The organism is Allobosea sp. WAO, assembly GCF_001509835.1.
Classification (GTDB): domain Bacteria; phylum Pseudomonadota; class Alphaproteobacteria; order Rhizobiales; family Beijerinckiaceae; genus Allobosea.
Window position 1 is genome coordinate 198,683 of record NZ_JXTJ01000012.1, and the last position, 17,573, is coordinate 216,255.

General features: G+C 66.3%; 15 protein-coding genes. 14 read left to right on the forward strand and 1 reads right to left on the reverse strand.

The window, feature by feature from the left end; translation table 11 throughout:
• Positions 1–75: 75 nt before the first annotated feature.
• The 7 genes from sucC (at position 76) to lpdA (ending at position 8,874) form a co-directional block, all read left to right on the forward strand.
• On the forward strand, positions 76–1,272 hold the full coding sequence (gene sucC / locus DK26_RS22535; protein ID WP_066477329.1) for an ADP-forming succinate--CoA ligase subunit beta: 1,197 nt from the start codon (positions 76–78) through the stop codon (positions 1,270–1,272).
• 9 nt (positions 1,273–1,281) lie between these two features.
• Positions 1,282–2,166 (forward strand): succinate--CoA ligase subunit alpha, encoded by an 885-nt coding sequence (gene sucD, locus DK26_RS22540; RefSeq protein ID WP_066477331.1) that lies wholly within the window; start codon positions 1,282–1,284, stop codon positions 2,164–2,166.
• Positions 2,167–2,284: 118 nt separating this feature from the next.
• Positions 2,285–5,242: a 2-oxoglutarate dehydrogenase E1 component gene (locus DK26_RS22545; RefSeq protein WP_066477332.1), complete on the forward strand. Its 2,958-nt coding sequence runs from the start codon at positions 2,285–2,287 to the stop codon at positions 5,240–5,242.
• Positions 5,243–5,334: 92 nt separating this feature from the next.
• Positions 5,335–6,561: a 2-oxoglutarate dehydrogenase complex dihydrolipoyllysine-residue succinyltransferase gene (gene odhB / locus DK26_RS22550; RefSeq protein WP_066477338.1), complete on the forward strand. Its 1,227-nt coding sequence runs from the start codon at positions 5,335–5,337 to the stop codon at positions 6,559–6,561.
• 11 nt (positions 6,562–6,572) lie between these two features.
• Positions 6,573–6,959 carry a hypothetical protein gene (locus DK26_RS22555; protein WP_066477340.1) on the forward strand — a complete coding sequence of 129 codons (387 nt, stop codon included), beginning with the start codon at positions 6,573–6,575 and terminating at the stop codon, positions 6,957–6,959.
• Positions 6,960–7,023: 64 nt separating this feature from the next.
• A complete protein-coding gene (locus DK26_RS22560; protein ID WP_066477342.1) occupies positions 7,024–7,455 on the forward strand; it encodes a glyoxalase/bleomycin resistance/extradiol dioxygenase family protein in 432 nt (143 codons plus the stop codon).
• 21 nt (positions 7,456–7,476) lie between these two features.
• Positions 7,477–8,874, forward strand: a complete 1,398-nt coding sequence (lpdA, locus tag DK26_RS22565) for a dihydrolipoyl dehydrogenase (protein WP_066477343.1) — start codon at positions 7,477–7,479, stop codon at positions 8,872–8,874.
• Between the two features lie 153 nt (positions 8,875–9,027).
• Here lpdA and folD read toward each other — a convergent pair whose 3' ends face one another.
• On the reverse strand, positions 9,028–9,891 hold the full coding sequence (gene folD / locus DK26_RS22570) for a bifunctional methylenetetrahydrofolate dehydrogenase/methenyltetrahydrofolate cyclohydrolase FolD (protein ID WP_066477344.1): 864 nt from the start codon (positions 9,889–9,891) through the stop codon (positions 9,028–9,030).
• 118 nt (positions 9,892–10,009) lie between these two features.
• On the opposite strand from folD, the gene DK26_RS22575 reads away from it, so the two are divergent.
• From DK26_RS22575 to DK26_RS22605, 7 genes are all read left to right on the forward strand, one after another.
• Positions 10,010–10,681 (forward strand): GntR family transcriptional regulator, encoded by a 672-nt coding sequence (locus tag DK26_RS22575; protein WP_066477346.1) that lies wholly within the window; start codon positions 10,010–10,012, stop codon positions 10,679–10,681.
• Between the two features lie 53 nt (positions 10,682–10,734).
• Positions 10,735–11,730: a TRAP transporter substrate-binding protein gene (locus DK26_RS22580; RefSeq protein WP_157089788.1), complete on the forward strand. Its 996-nt coding sequence runs from the start codon at positions 10,735–10,737 to the stop codon at positions 11,728–11,730.
• Between the two features lie 7 nt (positions 11,731–11,737).
• Positions 11,738–12,250: a TRAP transporter small permease gene (locus DK26_RS22585; RefSeq protein WP_066477349.1), complete on the forward strand. Its 513-nt coding sequence runs from the start codon at positions 11,738–11,740 to the stop codon at positions 12,248–12,250.
• 6 nt (positions 12,251–12,256) lie between these two features.
• Positions 12,257–13,531 carry a TRAP transporter large permease gene (locus DK26_RS22590; RefSeq protein WP_066477352.1) on the forward strand — a complete coding sequence of 425 codons (1,275 nt, stop codon included), beginning with the start codon at positions 12,257–12,259 and terminating at the stop codon, positions 13,529–13,531.
• A 12-nt stretch (positions 13,532–13,543) separates the two neighbouring features.
• Positions 13,544–14,725, forward strand: a complete 1,182-nt coding sequence (locus tag DK26_RS22595; protein ID WP_066477354.1) for an enolase C-terminal domain-like protein — start codon at positions 13,544–13,546, stop codon at positions 14,723–14,725.
• Positions 14,726–14,822: 97 nt separating this feature from the next.
• Positions 14,823–16,151: a cytosine deaminase gene (locus DK26_RS22600; protein ID WP_066477357.1), complete on the forward strand. Its 1,329-nt coding sequence runs from the start codon at positions 14,823–14,825 to the stop codon at positions 16,149–16,151.
• Entirely contained in the window at positions 16,148–17,572 is a 1,425-nt protein-coding gene (locus DK26_RS22605; protein ID WP_066477360.1) for an FAD-binding oxidoreductase, read from the forward strand. The genes DK26_RS22600 and DK26_RS22605 overlap by 4 nt, the downstream gene beginning before the upstream one ends.
• Position 17,573: the final 1 nt, after the last annotated feature.

A 17,573-nucleotide genomic window follows, 5' to 3' on the forward strand; every position in this document is an offset into this window, starting at 1 on the left:
CGCATCGTCACCCGCCTCTCGGCATTGCCCGCCTGCCATCGTCGCCATCCGACCCTTTCAAACAGGACATCAGGCATGAACATCCACGAATATCAGGGTAAGGCGGTCCTCAAGGAGTTCGGCGCGCCCGTCTCCGCCGGCTTCCCGGCGCTCACGGTGGCGGAAGCTGTCGAGGCGGCCAAGAAGCTGCCCGGCCCGCTCTATGTCGTGAAGAGCCAGATCCATGCCGGCGGCCGCGGCAAGGGCAAGTTCAAGGAACTGCCCGCCGACGCCAAGGGCGGCGTCCGCCTCGCCAAGTCGGTCGAAGAGGTCGAGGCCCACGCCAAGGAAATGCTCGGCAACACGCTGGTGACCGCGCAGACCGGCGAGGCGGGCAAGCAGGTCAACCGCCTCTACATCGAGGACGGCTCGGACATCGCCAAGGAGTTCTATCTCTCGGCGCTGGTCGACCGCGAGACCTCGCGCGTTGCTTTCGTCGTCTCGACCGAGGGCGGCATGGACATCGAGGCGGTCGCGCATGACACGCCCGAGAAGATCCTGACCTTCTCCGTCGATCCTGCGACCGGCATTATGCCGCATCACGGCCGCACCGTCGCCAAGGCGCTCGGCCTTTCCGGCGACCTCGCCAAGCAGGCGGGCTCCGTGCTCAACCAGATCTACGCCGCCTTCGTCGCCAAGGACATGGCGATGCTCGAGATCAACCCGCTGATCGTGACGACGCAGGGCCAGATCAAGTGTCTCGACGCCAAGGTCTCCTTCGATTCCAACTCGCTCTACCGCCATCCCGAGCTGATGGAATTGCGCGACGAGACGGAAGAGGACGCCAAGGAGATCGAGGCGTCGAAGTATGACCTCGCCTATATCGCGCTCGACGGCACGATCGGCTGCATGGTCAACGGCGCCGGCCTCGCCATGGCGACGCTCGACATCATCCAGCTCTACGGCGAGAGCCCGGCGAACTTCCTGGATGTCGGCGGCGGCGCCTCGGAAGAGAAGGTCACGGCGGCGTTCAAGATCATCACCGCCGACCCGAAGGTGAAAGGCATCCTGGTCAACATCTTCGGCGGCATCATGAAGTGCGACGTCATCGCCCGCGGCGTCATCGCCGCGGTCAAGGCGGTCGGGCTCGAGGTGCCGCTGGTCGTGCGCCTCGAAGGCACCAATGTCGAGGAAGGCAAGCAGATCATCCGCGAGTCCGGGCTCAATGTGATCCCGGCTGATGATCTCGACGATGCGGCGCAGAAGATCGTCGCCGCCATCAAGAAGGCTTGAGGAAAACCGATGTCCATCCTGATCGACAAGAACACCAAGGTCATCTGCCAGGGTTTCACCGGCAAGAACGGGACCTTCCACTCCGAGCAGGCCATCGCCTACGGCACCAAGATGGTCGGCGGCACCTCGCCCGGTAAGGGCGGTAGCTTGCATCTCGGCCTGCCGGTCTTCGACACCGTCGCCGAGGCGCGCGAGAAGACCGGGGCTGACGCCTCGGTCGTCTATGTCCCGCCTCCGGGCGCGGCCGATGCGATCTGCGAGGCGATCGACGCCGAGATCCCGCTGATCATCTGCATCACCGAGGGCATCCCGGTGCTCGACATGGTCCGCGTCAAGCGCTCGCTCTCGGGCTCCAAGTCGCGTCTGATCGGGCCGAACTGCCCGGGCGTCGTCACCGCCGGCGAGTCGAAGATCGGCATCATGCCGGCCAACATCTTCAAGCCCGGCTCGGTGGGCATCGTCTCGCGCTCCGGCACGCTGACCTATGAGGCGGTGTTCCAGACCACGAACGAAGGCCTCGGCCAGTCGACCGCGGTCGGCATCGGCGGCGACCCGGTCAAGGGCACCGAGTTCATCGACATGCTCGAAATGTTCCTCGCCGACGAGAAGACCAAGTCGATCGTGATGATCGGCGAGATCGGCGGCTCGGCCGAAGAGGACGCGGCGCAGTTCATCAAGGACGAGGCCCGCCGCGGCCGCAAGAAGCCGATGGTCGGTTTCATCGCCGGCCGCACGGCACCTCCGGGCCGCCGCATGGGCCATGCCGGCGCGATCATCTCCGGCGGCAAGGGCGGCGCGGAAGACAAGATCGCTGCTATGGAAGCCGCCGGCATCCGGGTCTCGCCGTCGCCGGCGCGCCTTGGAAAGACCTTGGTGGACGTGTTGAAGGGCTGAGTATCGCGACAGCCGGCCGGGCAGGGGCCCGGTCGGCATGTTGCGGTGCTGGAATGAAAAGCGATGGGTCGGCGAGGGGCCGACCCGGATGTGCTAGGCAGGAAGAAGGCAGGACGACATGGCTCGCCAGGACATCAACGAGGCTCTCGCGCAGACGGGTTTCCTCTATGGCGGCAACGCGGCTTACATCGAGGACCTCTATGCCCGCTACCAGGCTGACCCGAAGTCGGTCGACGAGCAGTGGCGGGGCTTCTTCGCGGGGCTGAACGACGAGCGCCAGGCGATCATCGACAACGCCAAGGGCGCCTCCTGGAAGAAGCCGAACTGGCCGATCCCGGCTGGCGGCGAGATCGTCTCGGCGCTCGACGGCAACTGGGCCGTGGTCGAGAAGGTCATCGGCGACAAGCTCGGCGCCAAGGCCAAGGCTGCCGGCACGACGCTGTCCGCTTCCGACGTCCAGCAGGCGACGCGCGATTCCGTGCGCGCCATCATGCTGATCCGCGCCTACCGCATGCGCGGCCATCTGCACGCCCAGCTCGATCCGCTCGGGATCGAGGGCATCAAGGATATCGAGGAGCTCTCGCCGGCCGCCTTCGGCTTCACCGAGGCCGATCTCGACCGCAAGATCTTCATCGACAACGTGCTCGGCCTGGAATTCGCCACTATCCGCGAGATGACGGCGATCCTGCAGCGGACCTATTGCGGCACGGTCGGCATCGAATTCATGCACATCTCCGATCCCGAGCAGAAGGCTTGGCTGCAGGAGCGCATCGAGGGGCCGGACAAGGAGATCGCCTTCACCCGCGAAGGCAAGCGCGCGATCCTGAACAAGCTCGTCGAGACCGAGGGCTTCGAGAAGTTCCTCGATCTGAAGTTCACCGGCACCAAGCGCTTCGGACTCGATGGTGGCGAGTCGCTGGTTCCGGCGCTCGAGCAGATCATCAAGCGCGGCGGCGCGCTCGGCGTGCGCGACATCGTCTTCGGCATGGCCCATCGCGGCCGCCTCAACGTGCTGACCCAGGTGCTGGGCAAGCCGCATCGCGCGCTCTTCCACGAGTTCAAGGGCGGCTCCTTCGCGCCCGACGACGTCGAGGGTTCGGGCGACGTGAAGTACCATCTCGGTGCTTCCTCGGATCGCGAGTTCGACGGCAACAACGTCCATATCTCGCTGACCGCGAACCCGTCGCATCTCGAGATCGTCGATCCCGTCGTGCTCGGCAAGGTGCGCGCGAAGCAGGACCAGTTCGGCGACATCGTCGAGCGCTCCAAGGTGCTGCCGCTGCTGATCCATGGCGATGCTGCCTTCGCCGGCCAGGGCGTCGTGGCTGAATGCCTCGGCCTGTCCGGGCTGAAGGGCCATCGCACCGGCGGCTCGCTGCACTTCATCATCAACAACCAGATCGGCTTCACCACCTATCCGCGCTATTCGCGCTCCTCGCCCTATCCGTCCGACGTGGCGAAGATGGTCGAGGCTCCGGTCTTCCATGTGAACGGCGACGATCCGGAAGCGGTGGTCTTCGCCGCCAAGGTCGCGATCGAGTTCCGGCAGAAGTTCCACAAGCCGGTCGTGATCGACATGTTCTGCTATCGCCGCTTCGGCCATAACGAAGGCGACGAGCCGGGCTTCACCCAGCCGCTGATGTACCGCAAGATCCGCGGCCACAAGTCGACGCTGGAACTCTACAGCGGCAAGCTCGAAGCCGAGGGCGTGATCCAGCCCGGCGAGCTCGACCAGATGCGCGCCGCCTGGAAGGACAAGCTCGAGGTCGAGTTCGACGCCGGCCAGTCCTTCAAGCCGAACAAGGCCGACTGGCTCGACGGCCGTTGGGCCGGCATGAAGGCGATGCGCGCCGATGAGGACGATCCGCGCCGCGGCGCGACGGGCGTCCCCGCGCAGGTGCTGAAGGAGATCACGCAGAAGATCACCGAGGTCCCGGAAGGCTTCAACGTCCACAAGACGATCCAGCGCTTCCTCGATAACCGCCGCAAGGCGGTCGAGAGCGGGCAGGGGATCGACTGGGCGACGGCGGAGGCTCTCGCCTTCGGCTCGCTGCTGCTCGACGGCAATCCGGTCCGCCTCTCCGGTCAGGACTGCGAGCGCGGTACCTTCTCGCAGCGCCATTCGGTGCTGATCGACCAGGAGACCGAGGCGCGTCACACCTCGCTGAACCATATCCGCGAGGGTCAGTCGCGCTACGAGGTCATCAACTCGATGCTCTCGGAAGAAGCGGTGCTCGGCTTCGAATACGGCTACACCCTGTCGGAGCCGAATGCGCTGACCTGCTGGGAAGCGCAGTTCGGCGACTTCGCCAATGGCGCGCAGGTGGTGTTCGACCAGTTCATCTCGTCGGGCGAGCGCAAGTGGCTGCGTATGTCGGGCCTGGTCTGCCTCTTGCCGCATGGCTATGAGGGCCAGGGCCCGGAGCACTCATCCGCCCGTCTCGAACGCTTCCTGCAGATGTGCGCCGAGGACAATATGCAGGTAGCGAACTGCTCGACGCCGGCGAGCTATTTCCACATCCTGCGCCGCCAGCTGAAGCGCGACTTCCGCAAGCCGCTGATCCTGATGACCCCGAAGTCGCTGCTGCGCCACAAGCGCTGCGTCTCGACGCTCGACGAGCTGGCCGAGGGCTCGACCTTCCACCGCGTGCTGCATGACGATGCCGAGCGGGGCAACTCGACGACCAAGCTGGTCAAGGATGCGAAGATCCGCCGGGTCGTGCTCTGCTCCGGCAAGGTCTATTTCGATCTGCTGGAAGAGCGCGAGAAGCGCGGCGTCGACGACGTCTACCTGATGCGCGTCGAGCAGCTCTATCCGTTCCCGCTGAAGACGCTGGCGCAGGAGCTGTCGCGCTTCAAGGGCGCCGACGTGGTCTGGTGCCAGGAGGAGCCGAAGAACATGGGCTCCTGGACCTTTGTTGAGCCCTATCTCGAGTGGGTGCTGGGCCATGCCGGCTCGAAGTCGAAGCGGCCGCGCTATGTCGGCCGGCCGGCCTCGGCCGCGACGGCGACCGGCCTGATGTCGAAGCATCTCGCCCAGCTCAACGCATTCCTGGATGAGGCCTTCGCGGCCTGATCCGCTTCGCTATCGCCGGAGCCCGGTGCCGCTGAAGATCGCCAGGTCTTCCAGCGCCGGGCTCGAGACAAAGACACGAGAAGAGGCCTGACATGGCGACCGAAATCCGCGTACCCACCCTCGGCGAATCCGTCTCCGAGGCGACGATCGGCAAGTGGTTCAAGAAGCCCGGCGAGGCGGTGAAGGCCGACGAGCCCCTGGTCGAGCTCGAAACCGACAAGGTGACGCTTGAGGTCAACGCGCCGGCCGCCGGCGTGCTCGGCGAGATCGTCGCCAAGGAAGGCGAGACGGTCGGCGTCAACGCGCTGCTCGGTTCGATCACCGCCGGTGGTGCTGCCGCCGCGGCTGCGCCGAAGCCGGCCGCAGAGGCTCCGAAGCCGGTTGCCGCCCCTGCACCGGCCGCCTCCGGCGCTGCGACCAAGGCTGCCGATTCCGGCCCGGCCGTCGCCCGCCTCGCTGCCGAGAGCGGCGTCGACCCGTCGAGCGTTGCCGCCTCGGGCAAGGATGGCCGCGTCACCAAGGGCGATATGCTGGCGGCGATCGCGACCGGCCCGGCCGCCGCGGCCTCGGCTCCGGCCCCGGCTGTTCAGGTTCGCGCCCCCTCGGCGCCGGACGACGCTTCGCGCGAAGAGCGCGTCAAGATGACCAAGCTGCGCCAGACCATCGCGCGCCGCCTCAAGGAAGCCCAGAACACCGCGGCGATGCTGACCACCTTCAACGAGGTGGACATGACCAACGTCATGGCACTGCGCAACCAGTACAAGGACGTGTTCGAGAAGAAGCACGGCGTGAAGCTCGGCTTCATGGGCTTCTTCGTGAAGGCCTGCGTCCAGGCGCTGAAGGAGATTCCCTCGGTCAACGCCGAGATCGACGGCACCGATATCGTCTACAAGAACTACTACCATATCGCGGTCGCGGTCGGCACCGACAAGGGCCTCGTCGTGCCGGTGGTGCGCGATGCCGACCAGCTCTCGATCGCCGGTGTCGAGAAGGAGATCGGCGTCCTCGGCAAGAAGGCGCGTGACGGTGCCCTCAAGATCGAGGACATGCAGGGCGGCACCTTCACCATCTCGAATGGCGGCGTCTATGGTTCGCTGATGTCGACGCCGATCCTGAACGCGCCGCAATCGGCGATCCTGGGCATGCACAAGATCCAGGAACGGCCGATGGTCGTCGGCGGCAAGATCGAGATCCGGCCGATGATGTATCTGGCGGTTTCCTATGATCACCGCATCATCGACGGCAAGGAAGCCGTGACCTTCCTGGTACGCATCAAGGAAGGCCTGGAAGACCCGGCGCGCCTCGTCCTCGACCTCTGAGACCGGCCTGAATGGCGATCCCGGCAAAGCTCGTCGCTGTTGGCCTCGCCGTTGCCGGCATCGTCAATCTGCTGCCGACGATCGGCGTCGCTGGGGTCGGCTGGCTGCGTTCGCTCTACGGTTTCGAGATCGCTAGTCCCGATCTCGAAATCCTGCTGCGCCATCGCGCCCTGCTGTTCGGGATCATCGGCGTGCTGCTGCTGGCGGCAGCCATCAGCCCCGGCCTGCGCGGCGTAGCCGTACTCGTCGCCAGTGCGAGCATGGCGAGCTTCGTTGTGATCGCGCTCCTCGTCGGCGGCTTTGGCCCGGCGATCACCAAGATCGTGATCGCCGACATCGTAGGGCTCCTGGCCCTCGTGCCGGCGATGTTCGCGCGGCTGGTGCCGTCGCCTCGATAGGCGGTGGTAACGGCGTTGCCCACGCAGTCTGGTATGACCGTTCGATCCGCTCAGGAGACGGAGCATGGCTTTCGGACCCAATCCGCCACCGATCCAGGCGCATATCTGCGTCAAGGGCGGCGACGCGGCGATTGCCTTCTACGAGCAGGCCTTCGGCGCGCAGTGCACCTTCAGGGCGATGGCCGATGACGGCAAGCGCGTGATGCACGCCAATCTCGCGCTGTTCGGCGGCGAGGTGATGCTGCATGACGAGTTCCCGGAGTTCGGCGGCCATGTCATGGCGCCCGGCACCGTGGGCGGGATCAGCGTCGCGATCAACATCAACCTGCCGAGCGCGGCCGATGTCGATGCCGCGGTCGCTCGGGCGCAGGCCGCCGGCGCCGACGTCTTCATGCCGGCGAGCGACGTGTTCTGGGGCGCCCGCTATGCGCGCCTGCGCGATCCCTTCGGCCATATCTGGGCCTTCAACGCGCCGCTGGCGCAACCGCAATCGTAAAGTCTGAACGAAAGAGAGACCATGTCCTACGATCTCGTCGTCATCGGAACCGGCCCCGGCGGCTATGTCTGCGCCATCCGCGCCGCCCAGCTCGGCCTCAAGGTCGCGGTGGTCGAGAAGCGCAAGACCCATGGCGGCACCTGCCTCAATGTCGGCTGCATCCCGTCCAAGGCCCTGCTGCACGCTTCCGAGATGTTCGCTGAAGCCGGCCACACTTTCCCCAGCCTCGGCATCGAGGTCGGCAAGCCCAAGCTCGATCTGAAGCAGATGCTGGTCCACAAGCAGGAGACGGTCGACGCCAACGTCAACGGCGTCGCCTTCCTGCTGAAGAAGAACAAGATCGACCCATTCCACGGCACCGCCTCGATCCCGGCCGCCGGCAAGGTCGTCGTCACTGCCGAGGACGGCAAGACGCAGGAGCTGGTGACCAAGAACATCGTCATCGCGACCGGCTCTGAATCCACCGCGCTTCCCGGCGTCTCCACCGACGAGAAGACCATCGTCACCTCGACCGGCGCGCTCGAACTGACCGCCGTGCCGAAGGAGCTGCTGGTCGTCGGCGCCGGCGTGATCGGGCTCGAGATCGGCTCGGTCTGGGCGCGGCTCGGCGCCAAGGTCACCGTGGTCGAGTATCTCGACCGGATCCTGCCCGGCATGGACGACGAGATCGCCAAGCAGTTCCAGCGTATCCTGCAGAAGCAGGGCTTCGAGTTCCATCTCGGCTCGAAGGTCACCAAGGTCGAGACCGGCAAGAAGGGCGCGACCGTCACTGTCGAGCCGGCCGCCGGCGGCGAAGCCAAGACGCTGGGCGCCGACATCGTGCTGGTCGCGATCGGCCGCCGTCCGAACACCGACGGGCTCGGCATCGACAAGGCCGGCGTCGCGACCGAGCGCGGCCGCGTCGTCATCGACGATCATTTCAAGACCAATGTCGCCGGCATCTATGCGATCGGCGACGTGGTGCGCGGGCCGATGCTGGCGCACAAGGCCGAGGATGAGGGCGTCGCCGTCGCCGAGATCATCGCCGGCAAGCATGGCCATGTGAACTACGACGCCATTCCCGGCATCGTCTACACGGCTCCCGAGGTCGCCGCGCTCGGCAAGACCGAGGAGGAGCTGAAGGCCGCCGGGATCGCCTATAAGGTCGGTAAGTTCCCCTTCACCGCCAATGGCCGGGCCCGCGCCATGCGCCATACCGACGGCTTCGTGAAGGTTCTCGCCGATGCGACGACCGACCGGGTGCTCGGCTGCCACATCATTGGCCCGCATGCCGGCGACCTCATCGCCGAGGTCACGGTGCTGATGGAGTTCGGTGGCTCTGCCGAGGACCTCGCCCGCACCTGCCATGCGCATCCGACGCTGGCCGAGGCGGTCAAGGAAGCGGCGCTCGCCGTCGACAAGCGCCCGATCCATATGTGATCGGCCTTGCTCGCCAAAGGAGCCCGGGCCTGTAGGCTTGGGCAGAACGAAAAACGCCCGGCGAAGAGCCGGGCGTCTTGCTTTCTGGGACGGTCGGAGCAGAGGCGCCTTCTCGTCCTGAGATGGTCGGGGCAAACCCGACCATGACGGCGCTTATGCGCCCCGGCGCGCGTGAAACGCGGTCAGCGTGTTCCTGAGCAGACAGGCGATGGTCATCGGGCCGACGCCGCCGGGAACCGGCGTGATCGCGCCTGCGACCCTCACGGCCTCGGCGAAGTCGACATCGCCGGCGAGCTTGCCGTCGGGCATCCGGTTGATGCCGACATCGATCACCGTCGCGCCGGGCTTGATCCAGTCGCCCTTGATCATCAGCGGACGGCCGACCGCGGCGACGACGATGTCGGCGCGGCGCACTACCTCGGCGAGGTTGCGGGTGCGCGAATGGGCGATGGTCACCGTGCAATCGGCCTGCAGCAGCAATTGCGCGACCGGGCGACCGACCAGCTCCGAGCGGCCGACCACGACGGCATCGAGGCCGGAAAGCGACGGCAGGGTCTGCTTGAGCAGGAGCATGCAGCCAAGCGGCGTGCAGGGCACGAGGCCGTTCTTGCCGCCGGCGAGCAGGCCGGCATTGATCGGGTGCAGGCCGTCGACATCCTTGGCCGGGTCGATCGCGTCGATGATCCGGCCGGTATCGATATGCTTGGGCAGCGGCAACTGGACGAGAATGCCGTCGACCGCATCGTCTGCGTTCAGCGCTGCGATCTTGGCGAGGAGCTCGGCCTCGGTCGTCTCGGCCGGCAGGCGGTGCGCGGCGGAGTTCATGCCGATCTCGGCCGCGAGCTTCTCCTTGGAGGCGACGTAGACGCGGCTCGCGGGATCGTCGCCGACGAGGACGACGTGGAGACCGGGCACCAGGCCCCTGGCCGCCTTGATGGCCGCGACCTCACGGCCGATCCCGGCCCGCAGCTCGGCTGCCGCCGCCTTGCCGTCGATGATGCGCGCTTGTTCCGGCATGTGCTCGTCCTTGCGTTCTCGCGTGCCGTTCTCATGCGCGATCGCTGCAGCGCAAACAAGGCCGCATGGCCGGAAGGCCTTGACTTAGTTTGGTCTATGTCAAAATCATGCACGATCCATGATGCATGCAGAGCCCACACTCCGTAAGCCGTCCCGGGTCGTTCTGGCCGAGCAGGTCTATGAGCTGATCAAGGAACGCATTCTCGACCAGGCCTTCGTGCCGGGGGAGCGGCTCAATATCGATGCGCTGGTGCGCGAGTTTGCCGTCAGCTCGACGCCGATCCGCGAGGCCCTGATGCGGCTCGCGGCCGAGGGGCTGGTCCGCGCCGAGCCCTTCATCGGCTTCGCGACGGCGCCGGTGCCGGACCAGCGCTATTACGAGGACGTCTACAGCTTTCGTGGCGTGATCGAGCCCTGGGCGGCCGCCGAGGCGGCGCGGCGCCGGCCGGCTCCCGAGGCGATCGCCGGGCTGCGCGCTGCGGTCGCGGCGATGATGGCCGGGGAGCCCTCGCGCGAATACCGCAGCCATCGCGGCTTCACCGAGGCGGACGATCGCTTCCATCGCATCGTCCTGCAGCTGGCCGGAAACCAGGTCGCGCTGAAGAGCTATGACGATTTGCGTTTCCACCTGCACATTTCGCGCCTCTACCTGACGCGCGAGCAGGATGTCGGCCCGACCCATCGCGAGCACCACGCCATCGTCGATGCGCTCGAGGCCGGCGATCCCGAGGCCGCCGCCGGCGCGATGCGCCGGCATCTGCAAGGCTCCTATGAGCGACTGATCAAATAGCCATCCGGCCGAGGCCGAAAACGGCCCGGCCTTCGACAGAGGGAGGAAGAGACATGCTGAAACGGATCGCCGCTGCCGCGCTGATCGCCGGAAGCTTCATGGCGGGTGCCGCCCATGCGCAGACGCTGCGCTTCGGCCACGCCAACACCACGAGCGAGATCGCCGGCGAGCTCTTCGCCGAATTCGCCGATCGCGTGAACAAGGGCACCAAGGGCGCGGTGACGATCCGCGTCTTTCCGGCCGAGCAGCTCGGCAAGGAGATCGACCTATTCAAGCAGGTCAAGGAAGGCGCGCTCGACATCTCGGCGCCGTCAATGGCCGCGGCCTCCTCGCTCGTTCCGGCGCTCGAGATACCGAGCGCGCCCTTCCTCTGGAAGGACTGGGCCGAGGCCGAGGCGATCATCCGCTCCGAAGCCTTCGACCCGATCTTCGACGAGCTGCGCGACAAGCACAACATCGTGCCGGTCAGCCGCATCTGGTACTGGGGCTGGCGCAACATGACGACGCTCGACCGGGCCCTGAGGAAGCCCGAGGACGTGCAGGGGCTGAAGATCCGTGTGCCGGAAAGCCCGGTCTGGGTCGAGATGATCAAGGCCTTCGGCGGCGCGCCGACCCCGGTGCCGTTCGGCGAGGTCTACACCGCCTTGCAGCAGAAGACGGTCGACGGCCAGGAGAACCCGATACCGACGATCTTCTCGCGCAAGTTCTACGAGGTGCAGGGCTATGTCGCGATGACCAAGCACATGCTCCAGAACAACATGATCGTCATCAACAAGGACAGCCTCGCCAAGCTGAAGCCCGAGCATCGCGAGGTGCTGTTTGCGGAAGCCGCCCGCGCCTCGGCGATGAACACCTATCTGCAGCAGAAGCGCGAAGCCTCGATGCTGGAGGACATCCGCAAGTCCGGCCGCTCCAAGATCATCGAGGATGTTGACCGGGACGCCTTCGCGGCCAAGGCCAAGGTGGTGACGACGGCGATGGAAGGCCGCTGGGGCAAGCCTCATGTCGAGCGCGTGCTGGCGGCGATCGACGCCCAGCGCAAGCGCTGACCCCGCCATGGCGGGCCTCGACCTGATCCGGCGGCTCGACGACTGGTCGAGCCGCCTGGAGAACCTCGCGCTCGCAGTCCTGCACGGCATCATTGCCGCGCTGGTCTGCGCGGCCGTGGTGTTCCGCTACGTCCTCAACGATCCGCTGACCTGGTCGGAGGAGCTGATCCTGCTGCTCTTCGGCTGGATGATCTTCCTCGGCATCGCCAACGCCTTCCATGCCCGCACGCACATCATCATAGATGTCGTCGTGCTGTTCGCGCCGCGCTGGCTCTGCTTCGCCTTCGGCGTGCTCGCCCTGGCCGTCACGGCGACGGTGCTCGCCACCCTGACCTGGTACTCCTGGCTCTATCTGCAGCGCGAAATGCCCAACCTCACCCCGATGCTCGGCATCTCCGCCGGCTGGGCGATCGCACCGCTCTTCATCGGCAGCCTTTTGTCGCTGCTGCATCTCCTGCGAAACCTGATCGACGAGGGCGTCACCGGCGCGCTCTGGTCCGACATCACCACGCGCGAGTGACCCGGCATGGTGCTTGTCCTCCTCCTCACCTTCGCGGCACTGCTCGTCGTCGGCACGCCGATCTGGATCGCAATGGCGGGCTCGGCCCTTCTGACGATCTTCATGGACGGCGTGCCGCTAACCGTCGCCGCCCAGCGCATGGTCGCCGGGGTCCAGTCCTTCCCGCTGCTGGCGATCCCGCTGTTCACGCTCGCGGGCTCGCTGATGAACGCGTCCGGCATTTCCGAGCGGCTGTTCAGCTTCACCAAGGCGTTGGTCGGCCATATCCGCGGCGGCCCGGCGCATACGCTCGTCGTCGGCGAGGTCTTCCTCTCCGGCATCTCCGGCTCGTCGGTGGCGGATACAGCCGCGGCAGCACGGGTCTTCGTGCCGCAGCTCGAGAAGATGGGCTATCCGCGCGCCTTCGGCGCGGCGCTCTCGGCCGTCGCCGGCACGCTCGGGCCGATCATTCCGCCATCGATCCTGATGGTGGTCTATGCTTGGCAGGCGAACGTCTCGCTCGGGCAGCTCTTCGTCGCCGGCATCATTCCTGGCCTCGTCATGGCCGGCTGCATCATGGGGACGATCGCGATCCAGGCGCTGCGGCGCGACTTCAGGCCGGCTGGCGCCTTCTCGCTCGCCACCCTCTGGAGTGAGTTCCGCCACGCCTCGCTGGCGCTCCTGATGCCGGTGCTGATCATCGTCGGCTTCCGCGCCGGGCTCTTCACCGCGACCGAGATCGCCGGTGTCGCCGCCGCCTATTCGCTGGTCGTCGGCATGTTCATCTACCGCTCGATCAGGCTCGCCGATCTCCCGGCGATCCTTGTCGGCACGGCGCGCGAGACGGCGGTGATCATCGCCATCGTCGCTGCGGCCTCGCCGTTCAGCTGGATCCTCGCGATCGAGCAGGCGCCGCAGCTCGTCACCGAGTTCATGACCTCGATCTCCACCGACCCGCTGGTCGTGCTGCTGATCCTGAATGTCGCCCTGCTGATCGCGGGCATGTTCATGGAGACGATCGCGATCATGATCATCCTGGTGCCGATCCTGCTGCCGCTCCTGACCTCGCTGCAGATCGACCTCGTGCATTTCGGGATCATCCTCTTGGTCAATCTGGTGATCGGCCAGGTTACGCCGCCGGTCGGCGTGCTCTGCTTCGTCGCCATGGCGATCACCAAGGAGAAGCTCGGGCCGCTGCTGCGCGAGCTCTGGCCTTTCCTGATCGCGCTCGTGATCGCGCTCGTCGTCATCACCTATGTCCCGGCCCTGAGCCTCTGGCTCCCCAAGGTCGCCGGCTTCTGAAGAGGACCCTCCATGGCCACCATCACCGAAGTCGAGATCACCGAATTCTCGTTCACGGCGAGGAATCTCGGGGTCTCCTCCGACAAGCTGCGGGCGATCTACAATATGGGCTACAAGCCCAATTCCTCGCTGGAGCTGACCAAGTTCGCCATCGTCATCCGCAGCGATGACGGGGCGCAGGGCGAGTACGTCATGCACTGGGGTGGCAGCCGCGCGACCATGGCGCAGACGGTCTCGCTGGCGCCGAGCCTGCTCGGCCGCGATCCCGATCATCGCGAGCTGATCTGGAACGAGATGAAGCGGGAACTGCGCCAGCATGACGGCATGGGCATCGGCCCGATCGATATCGCGCTGTGGGATCTCGCCGGCAAGCGCTACGGCGCCTCGGTCTCGGCGCTGCTCGGCGGCTACCGCACGCGGCTCAAATCCTACGCCTCGACCTATCATGGCGACCGCAATGGCGGGCTCGACTCGCCGCAGGCCTTCGCCGACTTCGCCGAGCGCTGCTACGAGCTCGGCTATCGTGCTTACAAGGTCCATGGCTGGCATGAGGGCGACGCCAAGGAAGAGGCGCGCAACGTGCTGCATGTCGCCAAGGCGGTCGGCGACCGAATGACGCTGATGCTCGATCCCGCCAACGAGCTTCGGACCTTCGCCGATGCGCTCTATGTCGGGCGGGCCTGCGACGAGGCGAACTACTTCTGGTACGAGGATCCGATGCGCGATTGCGGCGTCTCGGCCTTCGCCCACAAGAAACTGCGCGAGATGCTGAAGACGCCGATCCTGCAGACCGAATATCTGCGCGGCTTCGAGACCAAGGCCGACTTCCTGATCGCGGGCGGCACCGACATGCTGCGCTCGGACCCCGAATACGATCTCGGCATCACCGGGGCGATGAAGATCGCCCATCTCGCCGAGGCCTTCGGCGTCGATGTCGAGATCCATGCCTGCGGCCCGGCCCATCGCCATTGCATGGCGGCGACCCGCAACACCAATTTCTACGAGATCGCGCTGCTCGGCCCGGACTGCCCGAATGCCGTGCCGCCGGTCTACACATGCGGCTATTCCGACCAGATCGACGCCGTCGACAAGGACGGCACCGTGCCGGTACCGACCGGGCCGGGCCTCGGCGTAACCTATGACTGGGACTACATCCGGGCCCACAAGACGGCGCAGCAGGTCTTCAGGCTCTGATCTCGTGGGTTCGACGAGCCGCTTGATCGCGGCGCGCCGAGCCCTCATCTTCGCGCCTCCCGATTCAGGCGGCGTTTGGCGAGCCGGAGAGAACCACGTGACTACCGGCTTTGCAGCAATCCCGGCCTCGGGCAGCTATCGCTTGAACAATGCCCGGGTGCCGGCCTGCCTGATCTCGGCCGAAGCCATAGCGAGCGACCGCGCCGGCTTTGCGCTGCTCGACATCGCGATTGAGGACGGCGTCGTCACCTCGCTCCTGCCCGCCGGCATGCCGGGCCTCGATGCCTCGCAGGCCTTCGATCTCGATGGCGGTATCGTCCTGCCGCGTCTCGTCGACGTGCACACCCATCTCGACAAGGGCCATATCTGGCCGCGCCGGCCCAATCCGGACGGCAGCTTCATGGGGGCGCTGAGCAGCGTCGGCGTCGACCGCGAGGCGAACTGGACGGCGCGGGACGTCAGGGCCCGCATGGAGTTCGGCCTGCGCTGCGCCTTCGCGCACGGCACGGCGGCGATCCGCACCCATATCGACTCGCTCGGTCCGCAGATCGGGATTTCCTGGCCGGTGCTGGCCGAGCTCAGGTCGGAATGGGCCGGGCGCATCGCCTTGCAGGGCTCGCCGCTGTTCGGCGTCGAGGCCGTCGCCGACGGTGCCCATATGCAGGCGATCACGCGAGCGGTGAGGGCGCATGGCGATGGGCTGCTCGGCTGCGTGACCTACATGATCCCCGAGCTGGAGGCGGCGCTCGATACGATCTTCCGGAACGCGATCGAGAACGGGTTCGACCTCGACTTCCATGTCGACGAGAGCAACGATCCGGCGGCGCGCTCGCTCGAGGCCATTGCCGACGCAGCGCTGCGCCATCGCTTCACCGGCAGGATCCTGGCCGGGCATTGCTGCTCGCTGGCGCTGCAGCAGCCGCAGGACGAGGCGCGGATCATCGCCAAGGTCGCCGAGGCCGGCATCGCCGTGGTCTCGCTGCCGATGTGCAACATGTACCTGCAGGACCGGCAGGCCGGCCGCACGCCGCGCTGGCGCGGCGTCACGGCGCTTCATGAGCTGAAGGCTGCCGGCGTGCCGGTGATGATCGCCTCCGACAATACGCGCGATCCCTTCTACGCCTATGGCGATCTCGACCTCGTCGAGGTGCTGCGCGAGGGCACGCGCATTCTCCAGCTGGACCATTCCGGCAATGACTGGGTAGAGAGCATCGCGACGACGCCCGCCACGCTGATGGGCCTCCCCGGACAGGGGCGGCTCAGTGTCGGTGGCTCCGCCGACATGATCCTGACCCGGGCACGGGGCTGGACCGAATTCTTCGCCCGGCCGCAGGCCGAGCGCACCGTCTTGATCTGCGGCAAGGCGATCGACCGCACGCTGCCCGATTATCGCGAACTCGACCATCTGATGAGCACCGACGCATGAGCACGAAGTACGACATCGCCGCCCTCAAGGCCCGCCTCGGCAACATCAGGAGCGAGGACAATCCCGCTTTGGTGAAGCAGAAGAGCCGGGACTTCTTCTGGTACTCGCCGACGCTGAAGCGCCAGCTCGACCAGGTCACCGGCGACATCATCGTCTCGCCGACCAGCGAGGCGGAGGTGCTGGAGGTGCTCGCCGCCGCCCATGCTCTAGGCATCCCGGTGACGCCGCGCGGCACCGGCACCGGTAATTACGGCCAGGCCATGCCGCTCTCCGGCGGGGTGGTGCTCGATCTCTCGGGCTTCAACAAGGTCAAGGCGATCGAGCCCGGCCGCTATGTGGCCGAGCCCGGCGCGATCCTCTCGGATATCGACAAGCAGACCCGGGCGCATTCGCGCCAGGAGATCCGCCTGCACCCCTCAACCTACCACACCGCCTCGGTCGGCGGCTTCATCGCCGGCGGCTCCGGCGGCGTCGGCTCGATCAAATGGGGAGGCTTGCGCGACTGGGGCAACATCATCCGCCTCAAGGTCGCGACCATGGAGGCGACGCCGCGCATTCTCAAGCTACAGGGCGAGGACCTGCACAAGGTCTCGCACGCCTATGGCACCAATGGCATCATCACCGAGGTCGAGATGCCGCTCGGGCCGGCCTATAACTGGGTCGACGCGATCATCGGCTTCGACAGCCTGCGCGGTGCCACCGAGTTCGCGAACTTGCTCGGCGAGCAGGACGGGCTGGCGCTGAAGGAGCTCGCCGTCGTCGCAGCTCCTGCGCCGCACGATTATTTCCTGCGCCATCGCAAGTTCCTGCCGCGCGATAGCCATTGCGTTATCGTCATGGTCGCCGATTTTGCGGTGGAATCGATGCTGGCCTTTGCCCGCCGATTCCGCGGCGCCGAACTCCTGATGCGTTCGGACAAGCTGACGCCGGAAGAAGCCAAGGGCCTGCCGCCTTCCTTCGAGCTGGCCTGGAACCACACCACGCTGCGGGCGCTCAGGGTCGATCCGTCGATCACCTATCTGCAGGTGCTCTACCCCTTCCCCAACCAGGTCGAGCTGGTCGAGAAGATCCATCAGCGCTTCGGCGACGAGCTGACCTGCCATCTCGAGTTCGTCCGCTTCGACGGCAAGATCACCTGCTTCGGCCTGCCGCTGGTGCGCTTCACCACGGAAGAGCGGTTAGAGGAGATTATGGCGATCCATGAGGAGATGGGCGCGCCGATCTTCAACCCGCATCGCTACACGCTGGAAGAGGGCGGCATGAAACAGACCGACGAGGTCCAGCTCGCCTTCAAGCGCGAGGCCGATCCGCAGGGCCTGCTCAACCCCGGCAAGATGGTCGCCTGGGAGGACCCGCAATACGACTACCGCGCCGGCAAGACCTTCCTGTTTCGCAGCTTGGGCGAAGCGGCCGGCGGCTGAG

Bases quoted from the DNA above. Each gene is read 5' to 3' on its own strand.
- lpdA (WP_066477343.1), top strand. From the start codon at position 7,477: ATGTCCTACGATCTCGTCGTCATCGGAACCGGCCCCGGCGGCTATGTC.
- DK26_RS22555 (WP_066477340.1), top strand. From the start codon at position 6,573: ATGGCGATCCCGGCAAAGCTCGTCGCTGTTGGCCTCGCCGTTGCCGGC.
- DK26_RS22580 (WP_157089788.1), top strand. From the start codon at position 10,735: ATGCTGAAACGGATCGCCGCTGCCGCGCTGATCGCCGGAAGCTTCATG.
- DK26_RS22590 (WP_066477352.1), top strand. From the start codon at position 12,257: ATGGTGCTTGTCCTCCTCCTCACCTTCGCGGCACTGCTCGTCGTCGGC.
- DK26_RS22560 (WP_066477342.1), top strand. From the start codon at position 7,024: ATGGCTTTCGGACCCAATCCGCCACCGATCCAGGCGCATATCTGCGTC.
- sucD (WP_066477331.1), top strand. From the start codon at position 1,282: ATGTCCATCCTGATCGACAAGAACACCAAGGTCATCTGCCAGGGTTTC.
- sucC (WP_066477329.1), top strand. From the start codon at position 76: ATGAACATCCACGAATATCAGGGTAAGGCGGTCCTCAAGGAGTTCGGC.
- DK26_RS22605 (WP_066477360.1), top strand. From the start codon at position 16,148: ATGAGCACGAAGTACGACATCGCCGCCCTCAAGGCCCGCCTCGGCAAC.
- DK26_RS22575 (WP_066477346.1), top strand. From the start codon at position 10,010: ATGATGCATGCAGAGCCCACACTCCGTAAGCCGTCCCGGGTCGTTCTG.
- DK26_RS22595 (WP_066477354.1), top strand. From the start codon at position 13,544: ATGGCCACCATCACCGAAGTCGAGATCACCGAATTCTCGTTCACGGCG.
- odhB (WP_066477338.1), top strand. From the start codon at position 5,335: ATGGCGACCGAAATCCGCGTACCCACCCTCGGCGAATCCGTCTCCGAG.
- DK26_RS22585 (WP_066477349.1), top strand. From the start codon at position 11,738: ATGGCGGGCCTCGACCTGATCCGGCGGCTCGACGACTGGTCGAGCCGC.
- DK26_RS22545 (WP_066477332.1), top strand. From the start codon at position 2,285: ATGGCTCGCCAGGACATCAACGAGGCTCTCGCGCAGACGGGTTTCCTC.
- folD (WP_066477344.1), bottom strand. From the start codon at position 9,891: ATGCCGGAACAAGCGCGCATCATCGACGGCAAGGCGGCGGCAGCCGAG.